20 protein-coding genes are annotated in these 19,710 nt (G+C 73.5%); 8 read left to right on the top strand and 12 right to left on the bottom strand.

Annotated elements, in window-relative coordinates:
- Positions 1–120: 120 nt before the first annotated feature.
- Both AB0N76_RS35450 and AB0N76_RS35445 read right to left on the bottom strand, forming a co-directional pair.
- Positions 121–555 carry a hypothetical protein gene (locus AB0N76_RS35450; protein WP_363564441.1) on the bottom strand — a complete coding sequence of 145 codons (435 nt, stop codon included), beginning with the start codon at positions 553–555 and terminating at the stop codon, positions 121–123.
- A gap of 125 nt (positions 556–680) precedes the next feature.
- On the bottom strand, positions 681–1,643 hold the full coding sequence (locus AB0N76_RS35445; RefSeq protein ID WP_363564439.1) for a hypothetical protein: 963 nt from the start codon (positions 1,641–1,643) through the stop codon (positions 681–683).
- Between the two features lie 327 nt (positions 1,644–1,970).
- Here AB0N76_RS35445 and AB0N76_RS35440 point away from each other — a divergent pair, with 327 nt between their 5' ends.
- On the top strand, positions 1,971–3,023 hold the full coding sequence (locus tag AB0N76_RS35440; protein ID WP_363564437.1) for a TIGR03617 family F420-dependent LLM class oxidoreductase: 1,053 nt from the start codon (positions 1,971–1,973) through the stop codon (positions 3,021–3,023).
- 201 nt (positions 3,024–3,224) lie between these two features.
- Here the strand turns inward: AB0N76_RS35440 and AB0N76_RS35435 are convergent, their stop codons facing one another.
- Together AB0N76_RS35435 and AB0N76_RS35430 are read right to left on the bottom strand one after the other, a co-directional pair.
- A complete protein-coding gene (locus AB0N76_RS35435; RefSeq protein ID WP_363564435.1) occupies positions 3,225–4,010 on the bottom strand; it encodes a ScbR family autoregulator-binding transcription factor in 786 nt (261 codons plus the stop codon).
- Between the two features lie 189 nt (positions 4,011–4,199).
- Positions 4,200–4,604, bottom strand: coding sequence for a Rid family hydrolase (locus AB0N76_RS35430; protein ID WP_363564433.1), 405 nt, complete (start codon positions 4,602–4,604; stop codon positions 4,200–4,202).
- A gap of 193 nt (positions 4,605–4,797) precedes the next feature.
- Here AB0N76_RS35430 and AB0N76_RS35425 point away from each other — a divergent pair, with 193 nt between their 5' ends.
- Positions 4,798–5,439: an NlpC/P60 family protein gene (locus tag AB0N76_RS35425; protein ID WP_363564431.1), complete on the top strand. Its 642-nt coding sequence runs from the start codon at positions 4,798–4,800 to the stop codon at positions 5,437–5,439.
- Between the two features lie 108 nt (positions 5,440–5,547).
- On the opposite strand, the gene AB0N76_RS35420 is transcribed toward AB0N76_RS35425, so the two are convergent.
- Together AB0N76_RS35420 and AB0N76_RS35415 are read right to left on the bottom strand one after the other, a co-directional pair.
- Positions 5,548–5,955 (bottom strand): peptidoglycan-binding domain-containing protein, encoded by a 408-nt coding sequence (locus AB0N76_RS35420; protein WP_363564429.1) that lies wholly within the window; start codon positions 5,953–5,955, stop codon positions 5,548–5,550.
- Positions 5,956–6,228: 273 nt separating this feature from the next.
- A complete protein-coding gene (locus AB0N76_RS35415) occupies positions 6,229–6,687 on the bottom strand; it encodes a MarR family winged helix-turn-helix transcriptional regulator (protein WP_363564427.1) in 459 nt (152 codons plus the stop codon).
- A 95-nt stretch (positions 6,688–6,782) separates the two neighbouring features.
- Between AB0N76_RS35415 and AB0N76_RS35410 the strand changes: the two genes are divergently transcribed.
- A complete protein-coding gene (locus AB0N76_RS35410; RefSeq protein ID WP_363564425.1) occupies positions 6,783–7,193 on the top strand; it encodes a VOC family protein in 411 nt (136 codons plus the stop codon).
- Positions 7,194–7,213: 20 nt separating this feature from the next.
- Here the strand turns inward: AB0N76_RS35410 and thrS are convergent, their stop codons facing one another.
- Positions 7,214–8,494, bottom strand: a complete 1,281-nt coding sequence (thrS, locus tag AB0N76_RS35405) for a threonine--tRNA ligase (protein WP_363564423.1) — start codon at positions 8,492–8,494, stop codon at positions 7,214–7,216.
- Positions 8,495–8,712: 218 nt separating this feature from the next.
- Entirely contained in the window at positions 8,713–9,432 is a 720-nt protein-coding gene (locus AB0N76_RS35400) for a leucine-rich repeat domain-containing protein (RefSeq protein WP_363564421.1), read from the bottom strand.
- 115 nt (positions 9,433–9,547) lie between these two features.
- Between AB0N76_RS35400 and AB0N76_RS35395 the strand changes: the two genes are divergently transcribed.
- The gene (locus AB0N76_RS35395) at positions 9,548–11,212 is read left to right on the top strand and encodes a peptide-N4-asparagine amidase (protein WP_363564419.1); all 1,665 of its coding nucleotides are present in this window, start codon (positions 9,548–9,550) and stop codon (positions 11,210–11,212) included.
- A 60-nt stretch (positions 11,213–11,272) separates the two neighbouring features.
- On the opposite strand, the gene AB0N76_RS35390 is transcribed toward AB0N76_RS35395, so the two are convergent.
- Together AB0N76_RS35390 and AB0N76_RS35385 are read right to left on the bottom strand one after the other, a co-directional pair.
- Positions 11,273–12,637, bottom strand: a complete 1,365-nt coding sequence (locus tag AB0N76_RS35390) for a hypothetical protein (protein ID WP_363564417.1) — start codon at positions 12,635–12,637, stop codon at positions 11,273–11,275.
- Positions 12,638–12,770: 133 nt separating this feature from the next.
- Positions 12,771–13,694: an SMP-30/gluconolactonase/LRE family protein gene (locus tag AB0N76_RS35385; RefSeq protein ID WP_363564447.1), complete on the bottom strand. Its 924-nt coding sequence runs from the start codon at positions 13,692–13,694 to the stop codon at positions 12,771–12,773.
- A 91-nt stretch (positions 13,695–13,785) separates the two neighbouring features.
- On the opposite strand from AB0N76_RS35385, the gene AB0N76_RS35380 reads away from it, so the two are divergent.
- Positions 13,786–14,226, top strand: coding sequence for an Lrp/AsnC family transcriptional regulator (locus AB0N76_RS35380; RefSeq protein WP_363564445.1), 441 nt, complete (start codon positions 13,786–13,788; stop codon positions 14,224–14,226).
- 90 nt (positions 14,227–14,316) lie between these two features.
- Here AB0N76_RS35380 and lpdA read toward each other — a convergent pair whose 3' ends face one another.
- Positions 14,317–15,729, bottom strand: coding sequence for a dihydrolipoyl dehydrogenase (gene lpdA, locus AB0N76_RS35375; RefSeq protein ID WP_363564415.1), 1,413 nt, complete (start codon positions 15,727–15,729; stop codon positions 14,317–14,319).
- Between the two features lie 182 nt (positions 15,730–15,911).
- A complete protein-coding gene (locus AB0N76_RS35370) occupies positions 15,912–17,399 on the bottom strand; it encodes a M28 family metallopeptidase (RefSeq protein WP_363564443.1) in 1,488 nt (495 codons plus the stop codon).
- A 268-nt stretch (positions 17,400–17,667) separates the two neighbouring features.
- On the opposite strand from AB0N76_RS35370, the gene AB0N76_RS35365 reads away from it, so the two are divergent.
- The 3 genes from AB0N76_RS35365 to AB0N76_RS35355 all read left to right on the top strand — a co-directional run.
- The gene (locus AB0N76_RS35365) at positions 17,668–17,847 is read left to right on the top strand and encodes an antitoxin (protein ID WP_363564413.1); all 180 of its coding nucleotides are present in this window, start codon (positions 17,668–17,670) and stop codon (positions 17,845–17,847) included.
- A gap of 145 nt (positions 17,848–17,992) precedes the next feature.
- Positions 17,993–18,478 carry a TrkA C-terminal domain-containing protein gene (locus AB0N76_RS35360; RefSeq protein ID WP_363564411.1) on the top strand — a complete coding sequence of 162 codons (486 nt, stop codon included), beginning with the start codon at positions 17,993–17,995 and terminating at the stop codon, positions 18,476–18,478.
- A 4-nt stretch (positions 18,479–18,482) separates the two neighbouring features.
- A partial coding sequence (locus tag AB0N76_RS35355; RefSeq protein WP_363564409.1) for a cation:proton antiporter occupies positions 18,483–19,710 on the top strand: 1,228 nt, incomplete at its 3' end.

The following is a 19,710-nucleotide window of genomic DNA, read 5'->3' as shown; positions in this document are numbered from 1 at the left end:
TTGTTCCACTGCTGACCACCACCGCCCACGCCCCCCGCTCACGGGTGGCCGGCCCCCGCCCGCGCCGGCGCCCCGGCCGGCGCCGGCGCGCCGCAGCGTGCTCGTCCCACCCGGTCGTGACTACCAGGTGTTGTTGCCGCAGGAGTAGACCCAGCTGTGCGAGGCCGCGTTGTCGTGCACGCTCTCGCCCAGGCCGCGGGAGTCGCCGCCGCGGGTCCAGCTGTAGTGGTAGCCGTTGCCGCGCAGGTTCCACGAGGTGCCGTAGCCGATGCAGGCGTACGCCCCGTAGTTCTCGGCCGCGGTACCCCAGTAGATGTTGACCTTGTCGCGGCCGCCGGGCGCGCCGTTGTTGCCGACCCAGTCGACCTTGTTCTTCACCTGGTACGGCCAGTCGCCGGAGTTGCCGGCGTTCTGGTAGGTGTAGCCGTAGTCGTCCGAGTAGGCACAGAAGTTGGTCCACCCGCAGCCGCCGTCGGCCTGCGCGACGCCGGGCACCGCGAGGACCGCGGTGCCGGCGATGACGAGACCGGCGAGGGCCTTCCTGAACTTGCCCATCCCTGTTGCTCCTCTTCTCGTGGAACGTGGAACGTGCCTTGTCGTGCGTTGTGGTGCGTTGTCGTGCCTTGTCGTGCGTTGTGATGCACTGTGGTGCGTTGTGGTGCGTCTTGCGGATCGCGAGGTCAGCCGCGTGCGGCCACCTCGCGAGCTGTGGGCAGCGCCGCGGTCTGCAGGCGCCACATGGTGTCGAAGGCGGCCCGGTGCTCGGCCCGGACGGCGTCCGCGTACCGCCGGTCCAGCGCCGCCACCGTGGCGGCGAGACCGGAGGAACCGGCGCACTCCGCCTCGGCGACGGCCACCGGGACGTCGCCCGCCTCGGCCTCGGGGCCCTGGACGGCCAGCCGGGCGGCGCGCAGCTTGCGCGGGTCGTCGGCCGGGTGGCCCCGGCCGCCGACGCAGGCGCTCCAAGCCGCGGTGGCGTCCCGGTAGGCCGGGTCCTGGGTCACCCGGCCGGCCCGGATGCCGAACAGGTTGTTCACCACCTCGCTGGAGCCGAACCAGGCCCGCGCATCCCCGTACAACCGCTGCCAGGCCTCGGCGGCACACCCCTGGTCGCTGTGGGTGAGCCGGCCGCCGACCGGGTTCGCGACCTCCAGCCCGGTGGGGGACGGGCCGTTGAGCGCGGTGCCGAGCTCCTGCGCCCGCTCGGGCGGCAGGCTGCGGTAGTACGCGGTGCGCGGGCCCGCCGCGTCCTCCTCGTCGAGGCGCCGTTCGATGCCCCGCCCGTAGCCGTTGGCCCTGGCCCACTCCACGTCGTCCACCAGGTAGGGGAAGTCGCGGTAGTCGGCCGACGGGCGGCGCGGCACCGGGAAGTAGGAGAACCCGCGGTCCTTCATGCAGTCGCGGATCAGCAGCTGTTCCGCGCGGTGGAGGACGTCCAGCTCCTCCTCGGTCGGCTTGCGGACCGGGCCGGTCGGGCCGCGCCCGGCGGGCTGCGGGTCCGCCGCACCCCAGAGCCAGCCGCCGACGGCGAGCAGCGCCGCGCCGGTGGCGAGGACCGTCAGCCGGCGCGCCGCCGGACCGCGCTGCGGGCGGCGTCGCACCGGCTCCGCCGCCGTCCGCCCCCGTGCACCGAACACGCCCATCGGGTCCCCTCCACCGTGCGGTCACTGTTGCCAGCGGCCATACAACCGGGGCCGGGCGGAACCGGGAACCTGCGAAGAGAGAGGTTGACGGCGGCCGCCGAGGTCTGGTCGACCCTCCCCGGCCGGGCGTTCCCGAGCGAACCGGTTCCGGCGGGAACGCGCAGGTGGGGCGGACGGCGGCGGACGGTGCGGGCGTGCCGCCGAGGCCCGGTCCGGGGCGGCGGCGCCGGTGGCGGCGTGGGAGGCTACCGGGGCGACGGTCCCCTGTTCGCCGCACTTGTCCGTCGCACCCGCTCTGCCCGCAGCCGCCCGACCAGGAGCCCCAGCATGGACCGCCCGCAGGCCCCCGCCTTCCGCCTCGACGCCCTCGCCTCCGCGCACCCGGCCGGCATCCTCGACGCCGCCGAGCAGGCCGAGCGGCGGGGCGCGGACCGGCTGGTGGTCTCCGAGACCGCCTACGACCCGTTCCTCCAGCTGGCCCGGGCCGCCGACCGGACCAGCTCGATCGAGCTGGCCACCGGCGTCGCGGTCGCGCTCGCCCGGACGCCGATGACGCTCGCCTACCAGGCCTGGGGCCTGCACGAGGCCTCCGGCGGGCGGGCCGTCATCGGGCTCGGCTCACAGGTCAAGCCGCACATCGAGAAGCGCTTCGGCATGCCCTGGGACCGGCCGGCCGCGCGGATGCGCGAGTACGTCCACGCGGTGCGGGCGATCTGGCACAGCTGGCAGACCGGCGAGCGGCTGCGCTTCCGCGGCGACTTCTACACGCACACGGTGATGACGCCGGTCTTCTCCCCCGACCCGGTCCCGGCCGGGGTGCCGCGCATCCTGCTGGCGGGCGTCGGGCCGCTGATGGTCCGCACCGCCGGGGCGGTCGCCGACGGCTTCCTCAGCCACCCGTTCACCTCGGTCGCCTATCTGACCGAGCAGGTGCTGCCCGCCCTCGCCGAGGAGCGCGAGCGGGCCGAGGCCGAGGGCGCGGTCTGGACCGGGCGGCCGTTCGAGGTGGTCGGCAGCGTGCTCACCGCGACCGGCCGCACCGAGGAGGAGCTGCGGGCCAACCTGGCGGGGATCCGCGCCCGGCTCGCCTTCTACGCCTCCACGCCCGCCTACCGGCCGGTACTGGCACAGCACGGCTGGGAGGAGTTGCACGAGGAACTGCACCGGCTGTCGGTGCGCGGCCGGTGGCCGGAGATGGCCGCGCTGATCGACGACCGGGTGCTCGACACCTTCGCGGTGGTGGGCGAGGTCGGGGAGGTCGCGCGGGAGATCCACCGGCGGTACGCGGGCCTGGCCACCCGGATCTCGGTGAGCCTCCCGGAGGAGGCCGCGCCGGACCTCGGCCTGGACGTGCTGGACGCGCTCCGCACCCTGGGCTGACCCGTCGGACCGCGCGGACCGGGCGGACCGGGGGTGGGCACCGCCGGTCCGCCGTCGGCCGGCCGACGGCGCGTCACCGGCGGCCGACGGTGCGCCAGCCCACCGGCGGCCGTGGCGCGTTGGGCCGGCCGACGCCCGGTGGCTACGCTCCGGAACCGGCTGTGGGCCGGTCGCCGCGGCTCGCAAACCGGATGCGCCGTATCATTCGGCGGCCACGGCTTCCCGCTCGCCAGCGGTTCCGCTCCCGGTTTCGCTCCCGGTTCCACCGGCGGGCTTCGCGGCCGGCTCCTTGGTCGTCGCCCGGGCCGACTGGCCGGCTCCCGCTTCGGTCGCGCCGGCGTCGGCGGCAGCGGCGGCCGCCATCTCGGCGACGACCCGCGCACCGCGGTCCGGGGCCAGGTCGAGGCTGGCCAGCACCCCGGGGACGGCGATGCTCGGCATCAGGTGCCGGTACAGCGTCGCGACCCGGTCGGCGAGGTCGGCCCGGCCGGTGAAGCGCTGCGACTGGAGCTGCACGCCCACCCAGGAGGCCGTCATCAGCCCGGCCGTGTCGGCCGGCACCACGTGCGGCAGGAGCTCGCCGCGCTCCCCCGCCGCCACCAGCACCCGCTCCAGCCTGGCGATCCAGCCCGGCGCCGCGTCCACACCGAGGTGGCCGTCCGCGCCCTGGTCCACCGAGAGCCGCACGCCGGCGCTGAGCATCGGGTCGATCGGCAGCAGATGCGTGACGACCATCCCGGTGTCCACGAACTCCTGCAGCTTGCAGACGCGTTCCGGGACCGCCTCGCTGGCGTACTGCTCCTCGATGACGCCGTGTGCCAGGTCGCGCTTGGAGGCGAAGTGGAAGTAGACGGCCCCGCGGGTCACACCCGCCCTGGCCACCACCTCGCCGATGGTCGCGCCCTCGTACCCGCATTCGTCGAACACGGAGGCCGCGGCCTCCAGAATCAGTCGCCGCGTCCGCAGCGCCCGCTCCTGTCGCGCCACCACGACCACCCCCGCACACACCGAAAACAAAACCAAACAGCCCGTATCTTACCCAGCGCCGCCGACCGCCCTGGGCACACACCCCAGAGCTGCCGTCCGGACACTCGGCGTCACAGAATACCGACCGTGCGGTCCGGTCTGAACGCAGCCCTCCGTCCGACCGTCCGCCGGGTGAACTCCCCCGCCCCGTCAGCCCAGCACGGCGACCCCCTCCACCTCGACCAGCTGGTCGTGGTACCCGAGGACGGAGACCCCGAGCAGCGTGCTCGGCACGTCGTGCTCGCCGAGGTACTCGCGGTAGACCTCCCAGACGGCCCCCAGGTCGCTCTGCCGGTCGGAGGCGACGTAGACCGTGGTGCGGACCAGGTCGGTGAGCGCCGCACCCTCGCCCTCCAGCACGGTGACGAGGTTGCGCATCACCTGGTGGGCCTGGCCGACGTAGTCGCCCACCGCCACCGTGCGCCCCTCGGTGTCGAGCGGGCAGGCGCCGGCCAGCCAGAGCGAGCGGACCGGGGCGTCGACGGCGGCCGCGTAGGCGTAGTCCACGGCCTGGGTCAGCCGGTGGTTGCGGATCAGCCTGACGGCGCTGCCCATGGGTGCCTCCCGGATGGTCGTTCGGTCGTGCCGGGATCATCGTTCGCGCCCCTTCGGAGGCCCGTCAATCGATTTACGGCACCACCCCGGGCGAACTCGGGCCCGACTCCGGCGAATTCACCGTTCCGGGTGATGGCGGAGCCCCGACTCCGGCCGGGATCCTGGTGGTTCGCCGACGACCGAGGAGGTCCCCGTGCTGTTTCCGCCGCCCGCCCAGGGATTGGGACGCCGACGGGTGCTGGGCCTGGCGCTGGGCGCCGGAGTCGCCCCGGCCCTGGGCACCGGATCCGCCGCCGCCGTGCCCGCGACCACGTCCACGTCCACGCCACCGTCCACGTCCACCCGCTCCCGGCCCGACAGCCCGGAGCTCTCCCTCGGCCGCCGGGTCGCCGCCGTGGCCGCCGCGCAGATCGGGGTGCCGTACGCCTGGGGCGGCGGGGACCGGATGGGCGCGAGCCTCGGCTTCTGCGACGAGGAGAACGGCTACCTCAACGGCCAGTGCCTCGGCGAGAGCACGGTCGGCTTCGACTGCAGCGGCCTGTCCCTGCACTGCTGGTACCGGGCGAGCGGCGGCGACGTGGAGCTCGCGCACTACACGGTCGCCCAGTACCACCGCTCCGCCCCGGTGCCCCGGGCCGAGCTGCTCCCCGGCGACCTGCTGTTCTTCTCCCGCCCGGACGCGCCGCTGCACCACGTGGGCGTCTGGGTCGGCGACGGCGCGATGATCCACGCCGAGCACACCGGCACCCTGGTGGCCCGCCTGGAGGGGGTGTTCGACCTGCCGCGCTGGTCCGGCGAGTTCGCCGGGGCACGCCGCCCGCTGCCGCTCGGCTGAGCCCCGCTCCGGCGAGCACGGCAGCGCGTCCCCCGGCGTGCTTCGCGACGGCACCCGGCTGCCCCGGACGGTCCCGACGGGTCTGTCGGGACCGTCCGGGACCACTGGCTAGAAGCTGCTCGGGACGTAGTTCCAGCAGTAGCCGTTGCTGCCGTTGCCGTAGCCGTAGCCGTCCTTGTTCAGGTACAGCAGCCACCAGCCGGTGTCCTGGCCCACGATGCCGTCGACCGCGATCCTGGGCGAGCGGCCCGACTGCTTGAGGTAGTTCTGGAACCCCTTGACCGCAGCCTCGGTCTTCGGGCCCCAGTAGCTGTCCTCGGAGACGCCGCCGTAGTACTCCCCGTTGTGGTTGAGGAGGTGCTGGACGCACCACACGCCGCTCCCGTACTCCGCGTAGCCGTAGCCGACGTAGGGAGCCCTGGGCGACGCATCGGCGGCGGTGGTGGTGCCGATGACGGCGGTCATCGCCATACCGATGGTGACGGCGGCCGTCGCGAGCTTACGGGCGATCTTCATGGGTCCCCCCAGTGTTTCGAGCGCTCAGGAGCACCGCCGGATGTGACGGGCTCTCAGGCACGAGTCTGTCCCGCCGCGACGCGGTCCCGGGGCCGCAGCCGCGCCGCCGGCCGTCCCACGCGGCGTCTCACACCGTTGAGCTGGCCCTTTATCGGCGTCTCACGTTCAAAGCTGAGACAGTGCTCTCCCCCGACGCCCGCCGGTCGGCGGGACAGGTGCGCAGGTGCTCGCGGCAGAGCGCCGAGGTGGAGGCCGGTACGCGTTCGGTGCGACTCAGGGCGCGCCCGGCAGCCCCTGGTGGATCCGGGCGAGCAGTTCGTGCAGCACCCGCCGCTCCCCCGGGTCCAGCGGCGCGAGCACCTCGTCCTGCACGGCGAGCGCCTCGGCGCGCAGCTCGGCCAACAGGGCCCGGCCGGCGTCGGTGACGGTGACCGAGACCCGCCGCCGGTCCACGGTGTCCCGGGCCCGTTCCACGTACCCGGCGGCGGCCAGCTGGTCGGCGACCTTGGCCAGGTCGCTCGGGTCCACACCGAGCCGGCGGACCAGATCGCGCTGCGCGTGCGGCCCGAAGTCGGCGAGCGCGGCGAGCACGGCCATGTCCCAGAGCTGCAGACCGCGCCGGGCGAGCCGCTCGGCCAGCCGGCCGCGGGCGGTCTTGCCGGTCTTGGAGAGCAGATAGGTGCTGAGGTCCAGCAGCGTCGGCGGCGTACGGGTCGGATCGTCGGAGGCCATGGGAGAAGTCTAGGGTCGACCCCTATAGTGGGTGCCGACCCACTATTTCGTCACCCGGACGGCCACCCACCGTCCCGCCCGAGGGAGCCCCGGCCATGGACGCCCTGTACCACCGCCTGCTCGTCGCCGACTTCCCCGCCTGCTTCGGCTTCTACGACGCCGTCCTGCCGGCCCTGACCGGCGCCGTCCTGGTCAAGGGCGCCCCCGAGGGCCCGTACGCCAACTGGGACCTCGCCGACCAGGCGCTGCTCGCGCTGTTCGACCGGGGCGGGCTCGCCGCCACCGTCGGCACGGCGGCGCTGCCCTCCGCGCCGGTCGCCGCCGCCCAGGACGGCGCGATGCTGGTGTTCCGGGTCGACGACGTGGACCGGGCCCTCGACCTCTGCCTGCGCCACGGCGGCACGCCGGCCGTCGACCCCACCGACCGACCGGAGTGGGGGCCGAACCTGCGCACCGCCCACCTGCGCGACCCGGAGGGGCGGCTGATCGAGCTCCAGTCGTACTGAAGCCCGATCAGCCCTCCCGATCAGTCCCACAGCTCCGGGCTGCACACGTCGACCAGCGCGCCGATCCGGTCCAGCGCCTCGGCGGCCGGCAGCGGTGCGGGCCGGCGGCCGTCGCGCAGCCGCAGCGCGACCAAGCCGTCCGCCGCCTCCCGCGGACCGATGACCGCCTGGTACGGCACCAGCCGCGCCGCCCGGATCCGGGCGCCCAGGCTGCCGCGCTCGGGCCCGGCGACCTCGACCCGCAGCCCGAGGTCGAGACAGCGCTCGCGCAGCCGCTCGGCCGCTTCCCGCTCGCCCTCGGAGAGCGGCAGCAGCACCAGCTGGGTCGGCGCCAGCCAGGCCGGGAAGGCGCCGCCGTACAGCTCGATCAGGTGCGCGACCACCCGTTCCACGCTGCCGATCACGCTGCGGTGGACCATCACCGGCCGGTGCCGGCGCCCGTCCGGCCCGATGTACCGGAGGCCGAACCGCTCCGGCTGGTGGAAGTCGATCTGGACGGTGGAGAGGGTGGACTCGCGTCCGGCGGCGTCGGCGATCTGCACGTCGATCTTCGGCCCGTAGAACGCGGCCTCCCCCTCCGCCGCCTCGAACGGCACGCCCGAGCGCTCCAGTACCTCGGTCAGCAGCGCGACCGAGCGCTCCCACAGCTCGGGGGCGGCCACGTACTTGCCGCCCTCGCCGGGCAGCGAGAGCCGGTACCGGACCGGGCGGATGCCGAGGGCCCGGTGCGCCTCGCCGATCAGCCGCAGCGCGGCCACCGCCTCGTCGGCGGCCTGCTCGGGGGTGCAGAAGATGTGCGCGTCGTTCAACTGGATCGCCCGCACCCGGGTCAGCCCGCCCAGCACCCCGGACGGCTCGGAGCGGTGCATGCCGCCCAGTTCGGCGATCCGCAGCGGCAGTTCCCGGTGGCTCCGGGCCCGCGAGCGGTAGATCAGCGCGTGGTGCGGACAGAGGCTCGGCCGCAGCACCACCTGTTCGGCCCCCAGGTCCATGGGCGGGAACATGTCCTCCCGGTAGTGCTCCCAGTGGCCGGAGATCTCGTACAGCTCGCGCTTGCCGAGCACCGGCGAGTAGACGTGGCGGTAGCCGGCGCGCCGCTCCCGGCCGCGGATGAACTCCTCCAGGGCGTGCCGGATCGCGGCGCCGTCGGGCAGCCAGTACGGCAGGCCGGAGCCGATCAGCGGGTCGGTGTCGAAGAGTTCGAGCTCACGGCCGAGTCGGCGGTGGTCGGGGGCCGACCGCCCGGACGCGGGAGCGGCGGGCACGGGGGCGGGGGCGGCGGGAACGAGGTCGCTGGGCATGGTGGCGGTCTCCACTCGGGTGTGCGGGCGAGTGGACCGGAACGACGAAGCCCCGGGGCACTCGCCCCGGGGCTTCGAACTGGGTCAGCAGTCAGCGCGCCGGGACTCTCTCCGGCGTCGTCGTGAGGACGGCTGCGGCGCGCTTCATGCTCACGACGCTAACAGGCAGCCGCGCGGCGGGCGAAGGGTTTTCCCGCGCCCCCGAAAACCGCAGCCGCTCAGTGCAGCACCACGCAGCCGCGCGCCGTCAGGGCGGCGAGCAGCCCGGGCGGCGGCGTGACGTCGTTCCAGCGCAGGTCGAGCTTCTCCAGCGCGGGCAGCCCGGCCAGCCACTCCGGCAGTTCGGTGATCCGGTTGCCGCGCAGGTCGAGCCGGCGCAGCAGGGGCAGTCCGGCCAGCTCGGGCGGGACGGCGGTGAGCGCGTTCTCCCGCAGTTCGAGTTCGCGCAGCTCGGTGAGCCGGGCGAAACCGGCCGGGAGCTCGGTCAACGCGTTCCCGCGCAGCCAGAGTTCGCGCAGCGAGCGGAGCTCGCCGAGGGTCTCGGGCAGGGCGGTGAGCCGGTTGTGCTGGGCGCGGAGTTCGACGAGCGCGGTCAGTCCGCCGAGTTCGTCGGGGAGTTCGGCGATCGGGTTCTCGCCGATGTTGAGGTAGCGCAGCGCGCCGAGCCGCCCGAGCGCGGCCGGGAGGCGGGTGAGCGCGTTGTCGTGCAGGTAGAGGAAGTCGGTGAGGCCGGTGTCGCCGAGCTCCGCCGGCACGGCGGTGAGCCGGTTGTGTCCGAGGTCGAGGGTGTGCAGTCGGCGCAGCCGGCCGATGGCGGGCGGCAGTTCGGTGAGGCCGGTGTCGGCGAGGATCAGCACCGTCAGGTCGGTGCGGTCCCAGAGGGATTCGGGCACCGCGGTGAGCGGTTGACGCCAGAGGTTGAGGATGGTGTCCGTCACACCGTCATTCTGCCGCCGCGGACCAAGGCCCCCACAGCCCCCCATCACTGTTGACGGTGGCATGCCATCACCGCGAGGATGCCGGGACCGTCCACCGCCCGAGAGAGGGACACCGTTGGCCGTCCACCCCTGGATCCACCGCGTCGGCCGCCTGGCCGGCGCCGCCGTCCTCGCCCTCACGGGGGCGCTGGCGGCCGCCGGGCCCGCGCACGCCGACTTCGGCACCGACTACCACGACCCGTTCACCGCCGCCCAGCCGCTGACCAGGCCGGACACCCGTTCCTGCACCGTCGAGGTGATGCACGACCAGCCGTTCCGGGACGGCTACGGGAGCCCGCCGGACACCCCGTTCAGCGGCTCCGTCACCCCACCCGCCGACTGTGCGGGCCCCTGGTCGAAGGTCGTCCTGGACCTGCACGGCTCGGTCGCCGGACGGCAGTTCGACCGGCTGTTCACCGTCCGCGTCGGCGGCGTCCAGGTCCTGCTCTCCTCCACCCCCGAGCCGTCCAAGGACGGCATCGAGTGGTCCCTCGAACGGGACGTCACCCGCTACGCCCCGCTGTTCGCGGCCGGGCCGCAGCCCTTCGCCTTCGACCTGGCCAACGTCACCAACGAGACCTACACCGGCGTGTTCCGGATCTCCGCGAGCCTCACCTTCTACACCGCCTCCGCCCGCTGGCCCGCCGCCCACACCGCCGACCGGCTGCTCACCACCGGGCCGTTCGGGCTCAGCCAGGCCGCCCCCGCCGCCACCCGCGAGCTCACCTTCCCGCCGAACCTGGAACGGCTCACCGCCGAGGTGTACGCGCGGGGCGGCGGGGCCTGCGAGGAGTTCGCGTACGCCTCCGCCCCCGAGGAGTTCGCCCGCGCCAACCCCGGTACCGGCGCCTGCGGCAAGGGGCCGTTCCGGGAACTGCGGCTCAGCGTGGACGGCCGGGTGGTCGGCGCGGTCTGGCCGTACCCGGTGATCTACACCGGCGGCTGGGACCCGCTGCTCTGGCGGCCCACCCCGGGCATCTTCGCCTTCGACCTGCCCGCCTACCGGGTGGACCTCACGCCCTACGTCGGACTGCTGGTGGACGGGAGGCCGCACCAGGTCGGGATCACCGTCAACGCCGCCGAGGCCCGTGGCAACGACCTGTGGACCGGCCAGCTCAACCTCTTCGCCGAGACCGACCACGGCGCCACCCGCACCACCGGCGGTCTCACCGAGTACCGGGTCGCCCCCGAGGCCGCGCTCGGCACCGGCCTCGCCGACCACGGCGGCGGCAGCGGCGACTGGACCGTCACCGCGGCCCGGCACGACGTCGCCCGGGGCTGGGTGCAGACCTCGCACGGCCGGGTCACCACCGAGGTCCGCGACGACCTCGTCTTCGGGTCCACCCAGCGGTTCCGGGACAACGGCAACGACCTGACCCTGCGCAACCGGACCGACGCCACCCGCACCACCGCGACCTGGGGCTCCGGCCCGCGCCGCACCACCACCGTCCACGAGGGCCAGCCGCTGGACGTCGACTACCGGTACACCACGGACGCCGCCGGCAACACCGACCAGCGCACCACCATGGACCTCGGCTACCACCGGGAGGCCACCACGGCGACCGGTGCCCGGGTCACCGACCGCGCCACCGTCGACCACACCCTCCGCCCCACCGCCCACCGGCACGACGGCGACGCCACCGTCCGCACCGGCGGCTCGACGGAGGACTACCGCAGCACCGGGCCGGACGGCCCGTACCACCGCACCGTCACCACCGTGGACGGCTGGCCGGTCGGCTGACCGGCCGCTCCCGGGCCCCTCGTGTGCGCGAGGGGCCCGGGAGCAGGACCCGGCACGTGCTCAGGAGCGGACCACGGCGAGGGTGTGGTCACGCCCGGCGGCGATGGCGCCCACCCCGCCGAGCGGCGTGTCGCAGGGGGCGCTCCCGCCGGGCGCGCAGACCCGGACCGGGACCGTCCGGTAGAGCCGGGTGCCGTCGCCGAGCTGGCCGTTGTCGTTGTTCCCCCAGGCCCGGACCCCGCCGTCGGACTTCAGCGCGAGGCTGAACTCGAAGCCCGCGGCGATCGCGCCGATGCCGCTCTGGAAGGTGTCGCACGGCGCCGTGGCGTTCCCGGCACAGACCCGGACCGGGGTGCTCCGGTCCGTGGAGGTGCCGTCGCCGAGCTGCCCGTAGCCGTTGATCCCCCAGCTGCGCAGGGTGCCGTCGGAGCGCAGCGCCAGGGTGTGGCCCTGACCCGAGGCGATCGCCGTGACGCCGCCGAGGATGGTCGCGGAGGTCTCGCAGGGCGCACTCGCGCCGGTGGCGCAGACCCAGACCGGCAGCGTCCGGTCGGTGGTGGTGCCGTCGCCGAGCTGCCCGAAGGTGTTCTCCCCCCAGGCCATGACCCTGCCCTCGTGGCGCAGCGCGACGCTGCGGTCCCCGCCGGCCGCGATGGCGGTCACCTGGTCGCGCGGGTCGCAGAAGTCGTCGAGGCAGACCGTGTAGGGGAGGCTGCGGTCGGTGGTGCCGCCGTCGCCGAGCTGGCCGTGGGAGTTGCTCCCCCACGCCTGGACGAAGCCGTCCGTGGTCAGGGCCAGGCTGTGGCCGGCCCCCGCCGAGATCGCGACTACGCCACCGGTGCGGACCTCGACCGGCACCGGGCTGCTGTCGGTGCTGCCGTCGCCGAGCTGGCCGGAGCTGTTGAGTCCCCAGGCGACGACGGTGCCGTCGGCCCGCAGCGCCATCGAGTGGAACTCCCCGGCGGCCACCGCGACGACGTCGTCCAGGTAGGCGGTGCACGGTGCGGTCCGGCCGACGGCGCAGACCCGGGTCGGGGTGATGCGGGTGCCGGTGGTGCCGTCGCCGAGCTGGCCCTCCTGGTTGTAGCCCCAGCTGACCACGGTGCCGTCGGAGCGCAGGGCGACGCTGTGCAGGAGTCCGGCCGCCACCGCGACCAGGTCCTTGAGCGGCTTGGTGCACGGGGCCGCTCCGCAGACCTGGCCGGGTGTGGTGCGCCCGCCGACGGTGGTGCCGTCGCCGAGCTGGCCGTAGTCGTTGCCGCCCCAGGCGAGGGCGGTGCCGTGGAGGTCGGGCCGCAGGTCCCGGTGGTGCGGCGGGTCGGCCTGGGCGGCGCCGGCCCAGCCGGCGGGCAGGAGCAGGGCGGTCAGCAGGGCGACCAGGATCCGCGGCCCGCGCGGACATCGGCGCTGTCTCGGGTTCGGCATGTGCGCTCCTCGTGACGGAGGGGGTGTTTCGCACACGATGCGGTGCCGGGCCGGTGCGCCCGCCCCGGCGGCGCCGGACCGCGGTCCGGCGCCACCCGATCGGCCCCGCCACCGGTTCGGCGGCGGCGGTCGGTCAGGCCGGGCGGCGGACCCGGTGGGTGCCGGTGATCGACACGACCAGCGAGTACAGGGAGGTGGTGGCGGTGATGAAGAGGCGGTTGTTCTTCGGGCCGCCGAAGGTGAGGTTGGAGACCGGCTCGGGGACGAGCAGACGGCCGATCAGGGTGCCGTCCGGGTCGTAGCAGTGGATGCCGTCGCCGAAGGCCGCCGCCCAGAGCCGGCCCTCGTCGTCGAAGCGGATGTTGTCGAAGCGGACGCCGCCGGTGCCCTTGACGAAGACCCGGTCGTTGCCGAGGGTGCCGTCCTCGGCGATGTCGAAGACCCGGATCTGCGCGGCGCGGCTGTCGGAGACGTAGAGCCGCTGCTCGTCGAGCGAGAGGATGATCCCGTTCGGCCCCTTGAAGCCGTTGGCGGCGAGCTGCACCTCGCCGCTGTCCGGGTCGATCCGGTAGACGTGGCAGGCGCCGATCTCGCTCGCGGCGCGGTGGCCCTCGTAGTCGCTGGTGATGCCGAAGTCCGGGTCGGAGAACCAGATCGCGCCGTCGGAGCGGACCACCGCGTCGTTGGGCGAGTTGAGCCGCCGTCCCTGGTAGTGCTCGGCGAGGACGGTGACCGTGCCGTCGTGCTCGGTGCGGGTGACGCGGCGGCCGCCCTGCTCGCAGCTGATCAGCCGGCCCTCGCGGTCGAGGGTGTTGCCATTGCTGTGGCCGGCCCGGTCGCGGAAGACGCCGACCGTGCCGGTGGCCTCGTCCCAGCGCAGCAGGCGGTCGTTGGGGATGTCGCTCCACACCACCTGGCGCCAGGCGGGCAGGTAGAGCGGGCCCTCGGCCCAGCGGCAGTCCCCGTGCAGCCGCTCCAGCCGGCTGTCCCCGTAGGTGCAGCGGCGGAAGCGGTCATCCAGGATCTCGTACAGCCCGAACTCGATCTCACCAGACATCATCCACACCCAATCCCTGATTGCCGAATGCTGTTCCGACGGACTGGAGTATGGCAGAACCGGATATGGTTCCACCATGGGCATCGAGAACCTGGACGACACCGACCGCGCGCTGCTGACCCTGCTTCAACAGGACGCCGGACAGGCGTACGCGGCCCTCGGCAAGGCCGTGGGGCTGTCCACCGCGGCCGCCCACGAGCGGGTCCGCAAGCTGCGGGAGCGCGGCGTGGTCCGCCGCACGACGGTGGAGGTCGACCCGAAGAGCCTCGGGCTGGGCGTCCTGGCCTTCGTGATGGTCGACTCGTCGGCCTGGATGGGCGAGTCGGCCGCGGCGTTCGCCGCCATCCCCGAGATCGAGGAGGCGCACGTCATCGCCGGCAGCGCCTCGGTCCTGGTCAAGGTGCGGACGGCGACCACCGAGCAGCTCCAGGACGTGCTGCGCCGCCTCTACGCGATCGACGGCGTGTGCGGGACCCAGGCGACCGTCGTCCTGGAGTCCTTCTTCGAGCGCCCGCCGTCCCCGGCACCCTGAGACGGGTCCGTCCCGGCGCCCCGAAACGGGTCCGTCCCGGCGGGAGCGACGGCTCCCGCCGGGACGGACCCGGCGAAACGAGTGGGATGATCACATGTTGATCATGTGACCGGCCAGCCCGTGGATCGCCTCCTTGACCGCCTCGCCCAGGGTCGGGTGGGCGTGCACGTTGCGGGCGACCTCGTGGACGGTGAGGTCCCACTGCTGGGCCAGCGTCAGCTCCGGCAGCAGCTCGGTGACCTCGGGGCCGATCAGGTGCGCGCCGAGCAGCTCGCCGTACGTGCCGTCGCTGATCACCTTGACGAAGCCGATCGGGTGGCCGAGGCCGTGGGCCTTGCCGTTGGCGGTGAACGGGAACTTCGAGACCTTGACGTCGTAGCCGAGGTCACGGGCCTGCGCCTCGGTGTAGCCGAAGCTCGCGATCTGCGGCTGGCAGTACGTCGCGCGCGGGATCATCGCGAAGTCCAGCTCCATGGTCTCCACGTCGCCGATGGTCTCGGCCGCGATCACGGCCATCGACTCGGCGGCGTGCGCCAGCATCAGCTTGGCGGTGACGTCGCCGATGGCGAAGATGTGCGGGACGTTGGTCCGGCCGCGGCCGTCGACCGCGATCGCGTTGCGCTCGGTGAGCTTGACTCCGGTGTTCTCCAGGCCGTAGCCCTGCACGCGCGGCGCGAAGCCGATCGCCTGGAGCACCTTGTCGGCCTCCAGCACCTGCTGCTGACCGTCCTTGGTGGTGACGGTGACCTTGACCTTGGCGGCCGGGTCCTTGTCGTCGATCGAGTCCACCCGGGTCGAGGTGAGCACCTGGATGCCGAGCTTGCGGTACTGCTTGGCGAGCTCGGTGGAGACCTCGACGTCCTCCAGCGGCACCATCCGGTCGAGGAACTCGACGATGGTGACCTGCACGCCGTAGTTGTGCAGCACGTAGGCGAACTCGACGCCGATCGCGCCGGCCCCGGCGATGATGATGCTGCCGGGCAGCTCCTCGGTGAGGATCTGCTCCTCGTAGGTGACCACGCGGTCGCTCAGGCTGGTGCCCGGCAGCAGCCGGGTGGTGGCGCCGGCGGCGATGATGCAGTGGTCGAAGGTGACGACCTCGAAGCCGCCGCCGTTCAGCGCGACCTGCAGGGTGTGGTCGTCGACGAAGGTGCCGCGGCCGTCGTACTCGGTGATGCCGTTCTTCTTCATCAGGTAGTGGACGCCCTTGACGCGGCCGTCGGCGACGCCGCGGCTGCGCTTGAACGCCTCGCTGTAGTCGAAGGTGACCTGGCCCTCGATCTTGATGCCGAAGGTCTTCGCCTCCTTGGTGACGATGTGCGCGAGCTCCGCGTTGCGCAGCAGCGCCTTGGAGGGGATGCAGCCGACGTTCAGGCAGACCCCGCCCCAGTACTTCGACTCGACGACGGCGACCTTCAGGCCGAGCTGGGCGGAGCGGACGGCCGCGGTGTAGCCGCCGGGACCCGCGCCGAGAACGACGACGTCGTAGTGCGTGCTGCTCATGGTGCTGATTCCTCCGAGGGTGTCACGGTGTCGTGATCTCCGTGCCATGGTGTCAGGCCACCGCGCGGCGCACCCATCGGACCCCGGTAATCGGACACCCGTCCGGGGTGCCGCCCGGTCCTCCCCGCCGTGGAAAGCGGGGGGAACCGGGCGGAACCGGGTCAGACCTCAAGCGTGCCGGGTCAGGCCTCGACCTCGTGGGCGTGGCCCTCCTGCAGGCCGCCGCCACTGCCGGCCTGGCCGTCGGTGTGCTGCGGCGGGACCGGCGCGTGCAGCGAGGAGAGGTCCCAGGCGTAGAGGCCGACGGAGTCGGCGATCACGTCGATGTTGAGGTCGAAGGCGGACAGGTCGAGGTTGTTCAGGTCGTCGCAGGCCTTGTGGTAGCACGGGTCGAAGGCCTGGCCGGCGGTGCCGCCGTAGCGCGCCGCCTGGGCCGCGGACTTGATCACCTCGGCGCCGGTGTCGGTGCCGCCGGCCGGGATGCCGGCGTCGATGAACGGTCCGTAGTCGGAGCGGCCGGTGAAGTCGGTGCCCTCGTGCGGGACGCCCCAGTCGTCCAGGAAGTCGGTGATGTGCCGCTCCAGCTGGGCGGAGCCGTCCGGGCCGGGGCCGGAGCCGACGTGGTCGGAGTCGTCGCCGTCGTAGACGAACTGGGCGGAGTTGGGCGAGGCGATCATGTCGAAGTTCAGGTAGAGCTTGATCTTCTTCTTGTCGGCCTCGGAGAGCGCCTTGACGTAGGCCTCGGAGCCCTTGAGGCCGAACTCCTCGGCGGACCACCAAGCGAACCGCACCTTGTTCTTGACCGGCCGGGTGCCGAGGTTCTTGGCGACCTCCAGGATGCCGGCCGAGCCGGAGCCGTTGTCGTTGATGCCGGGGCCGGCCGGCACCGAGTCGAGGTGGGAGCCGATGACGACGGTGTTGTTCTCGTCGCCGCCGCGGGTCTCGGCGAGGACGTTCCAGGTCTTGCGCTTCTCCATGAAGGTGCGGATGTCCAGGGTGACGGTGACCGGGCCGGCCGCGGCCTTGGCGGCCAGCGCCTCGCCGGCGGCCTTGGTGATGCCGCCGGTCGGGACCCGCCCGGCGCCCGGGTCGCCCAGGGTGCCGTTGAGGTCGCCGTCGGTGTTGTTGTAGATCACCGCGCCGATCGCGCCCGCGTCCGCCGCCGCGGCCTGCTTGACCGCGAAGCTGCAGCCGCCGCGCTTGATCAGGGCGATCCGGCCGGTGAAGGCGCCGGCCGCGTAGTCGGCGGCCTCGCAGCCGGTGGTGGCGTCCACCGGGACGACCGCGAGCTGCGCGGTCAGGCCGGCGGCGGGGCCGCCCGCCGAGTAGGTCATCGCCTTGATCGCGACGTCCTCGGCCTGCGGGGAGGTCACCGCGAGCCGCTCGGACAGCGCCTGGAAGAAGGTGTACTCGAACTCCTGCTTGGACACCTTGAGCCCGGCCCGGCGGGCCTGCTCGTAGACGTACTGGGCGGACTGCTCGTGCCCGCGCGCGCCCGCCACCCGGGTGCCGCCGTTGCGGTCGGCGAACCGCTGGAACGCCTCCAGGGTCTTGAAGGCGTTGTCGGCGCTGCTGTCCTCGATCAGCCGCTCGGCCAGCTTGGCACCCTTGCGGGCCGGGTCCGGATCGGCGCTGGCGCTGCCGGTGCCGACCAGCAGCAGCGGGGTCACCAGCGCCGCCACCGCGAGCGCGGCCCCCGCCGCCCGGCGGGTGGGGACACCGGTCCGACGGGCGGGAACGGCCAGGGAGCGGGGCGTGGCGGCCGGGCGACCGGTCCGAGCGTTCAAGGCGTGTCCTTCCAAGGGTCCGTGGGACTCCCGATTTGACATGTTCGGCGACTCCTTGCCAACCCCGGCGCGCAAGCTGACCGGATGCGGACACCCGGGACTGCGGTGATGCTGGAGGGAGTGGGGCCGTCTCATCCAGGAGTGTGACCACATGTCCGTGTTGGATAAGCTCAAGCAGATGCTCAAGGGCCACGAGGACCAGGCCGAGCGCGGCGTGGACAAGGCCGGCGACATGGTCGACGAGCGCACGCAGGGCAAGTACAGCAGCCAGGTCGACATGGCCCAGGACAAGCTCAAGGACCAGCTGCGGAACGACCAGCCGCCCCAGTAGGCCCGCCGCCCCTCCCTCTCCCTCTCCCCGGTCCGTGCGCGCACCTTTTCCAGGCGCGCACGGATCGGGGTGTCATTTTCGGACTTTACATACTCATTACTATGAGACCGGTTGCGTGTTCGCCCCTGACGAGAGGACAGCCGCCGTGTCGATCCCCCGTGTCCGGACCACCCCGCTCCCCGGTGTCGGTGTCCAGTACGACCTCACCACCCGAGAACAGCGGCACCTGTCCGTGATCGCCCACCGGGACGGCGCCCGCAGTCTCAACGTCTACCGCTCCGACGACCCCGACGCCTGCTCCCAGGCCTTCCGGCTGACCGCCGAGGAGTCCGCCGCCCTGGTCGACGCCCTGACGCCGGCTCACCACAACCCGGCGCTGCTGCACACCACCGACCTCGGCCTGGTCGCCGAGCGGCTCCCGGTCGACGGCGCCTCGTACTGGAACGGGCGGCTGCTCGGCGAGACCCGGATGCGCACCGAGACCGGCGCCTCGATCGTCGCCGTGCTGCGCCGCACCGGCGCCGTCCCCTCCCCCGCGCCCGACTTCCGGCTGGCCGGCGGCGACACCCTGATCGTGATCGGCACCCGCGAGGGCGTGGACGCGGCCGCGGCGATCCTGGACCGGGGGTGATCGGGTGCACACCGCGAAGGTCTTCATCGAACTGGGCTCGGTCATCCTGGTCCTCGGCCTGCTCGGCCGGATAGCCGGGCGGTACGGCTTCTCGCCGATCCCGCTCTACCTGCTCGGCGGGCTGGCCTTCGGCACCGGCGGACTGCTGCCGCTGAGCGCCAGCGAGGAGTTCGTGGCCACCGGCGCCGAGATCGGCGTCGTCCTGCTGCTGCTGATGCTGGGTCTGGAGTACACCGCCGCCGACCTGGTCACCAATCTCAAGGCCCAGTACCCGGCCGGCGCGGTCGACTTCCTGCTCAACGCGGTACCCGGCGCGGCCGCCGCGCTGCTGCTCGGCTGGGGCCCGGTGGCGGCCGTGGTGCTGGCCGGCGTCACCTGGATCTCCTCCTCGGGGGTCATCGCCAAGGTGCTCGGCGACCTCGGGCGGCTCGGCAACCGGGAGACCCCGGTGATCCTCAGCATCCTGGTGCTGGAGGACCTGGCGATGGCGGTCTACCTGCCGATCCTGACCGCCCTGCTGGCCGGGGCGGGGCTCGTCGCCGGTTCGATCACCCTCGCCATCGCGCTCGCCACGGCCGGCGCGGTGCTGTTCGTCGCGCTCCGTTACGGGCGGCTGATCTCCCGGTTCGTCTCGCACGACGACCCGGAGAAGCTGCTGCTGGTGGTGCTCGGGCTGACCCTGCTGGTCGCGGGCATCGCGCAGCAGCTCCAGGTGTCGGCGGCGGTCGGCGCGTTCCTGGTCGGCATCGCGCTGTCCGGCGAGGCGGCCGAGGGCGCGCACACCCTGCTCAGCCCGCTGCGGGACCTCTTCGCCGCGGTGTTCTTCGTCTTCTTCGGCCTGAGCACCGACCCGACCAGCATCCCGCCGGTGCTGCTGCCCGCCCTGCTGCTGGCCGCGGTGACCGCGCTCACCAAGGTCGCCACCGGGTACTGGGCGGCCCGACGGGCGGGGATCGCCACCCGCGGCCGCTGGCGGGCCGGCGGGGCGCTGGTGTCCCGGGGCGAGTTCTCGATCGTGATCGCCGGGCTGGCCGTCACGGCCGGCATCGAGCCCGGACTCGGGCCGCTGGCGACGGCGTACGTGCTGATCCTGGTGGTCACCGGGCCGCTGGCCGCGCGGTACACCCAGCCCGCGGTGGAGCGGCTGGGCACGCTGGTGGCGCGGCGCCGGCGCTGGGCGCCCGCCGCGGCGGAGGTGGCACGGGTGCCGGGGCCGGCCGCGGAGTCCGACC

Source organism: Kitasatospora sp. NPDC093806 (assembly GCF_040683335.1).
Classification (GTDB): domain Bacteria; phylum Actinomycetota; class Actinomycetes; order Streptomycetales; family Streptomycetaceae; genus Kitasatospora.
This window is presented reverse-complemented; position numbering and strand designations above follow the sequence as displayed.

Coding starts and splice junctions, on each gene's coding strand:
- AB0N76_RS35450 (WP_363564441.1), bottom strand. CDS start 555: ATGGGCAAGTTCAGGAAGGCCCTCGCCGGTCTCGTCATCGCCGGCACC.
- AB0N76_RS35445 (WP_363564439.1), bottom strand. CDS start 1,643: ATGGGCGTGTTCGGTGCACGGGGGCGGACGGCGGCGGAGCCGGTGCGA.
- AB0N76_RS35440 (WP_363564437.1), top strand. CDS start 1,971: ATGGACCGCCCGCAGGCCCCCGCCTTCCGCCTCGACGCCCTCGCCTCC.
- AB0N76_RS35430 (WP_363564433.1), bottom strand. CDS start 4,604: ATGGGCAGCGCCGTCAGGCTGATCCGCAACCACCGGCTGACCCAGGCC.
- AB0N76_RS35420 (WP_363564429.1), bottom strand. CDS start 5,955: ATGAAGATCGCCCGTAAGCTCGCGACGGCCGCCGTCACCATCGGTATG.
- AB0N76_RS35415 (WP_363564427.1), bottom strand. CDS start 6,687: ATGGCCTCCGACGATCCGACCCGTACGCCGCCGACGCTGCTGGACCTC.
- AB0N76_RS35410 (WP_363564425.1), top strand. CDS start 6,783: ATGGACGCCCTGTACCACCGCCTGCTCGTCGCCGACTTCCCCGCCTGC.
- thrS (WP_363564423.1), bottom strand. CDS start 8,494: ATGCCCAGCGACCTCGTTCCCGCCGCCCCCGCCCCCGTGCCCGCCGCT.
- AB0N76_RS35390 (WP_363564417.1), bottom strand. CDS start 12,637: ATGCCGAACCCGAGACAGCGCCGATGTCCGCGCGGGCCGCGGATCCTG.
- AB0N76_RS35385 (WP_363564447.1), bottom strand. CDS start 13,694: ATGTCTGGTGAGATCGAGTTCGGGCTGTACGAGATCCTGGATGACCGC.
- lpdA (WP_363564415.1), bottom strand. CDS start 15,729: ATGAGCAGCACGCACTACGACGTCGTCGTTCTCGGCGCGGGTCCCGGC.
- AB0N76_RS35365 (WP_363564413.1), top strand. CDS start 17,668: ATGTCCGTGTTGGATAAGCTCAAGCAGATGCTCAAGGGCCACGAGGAC.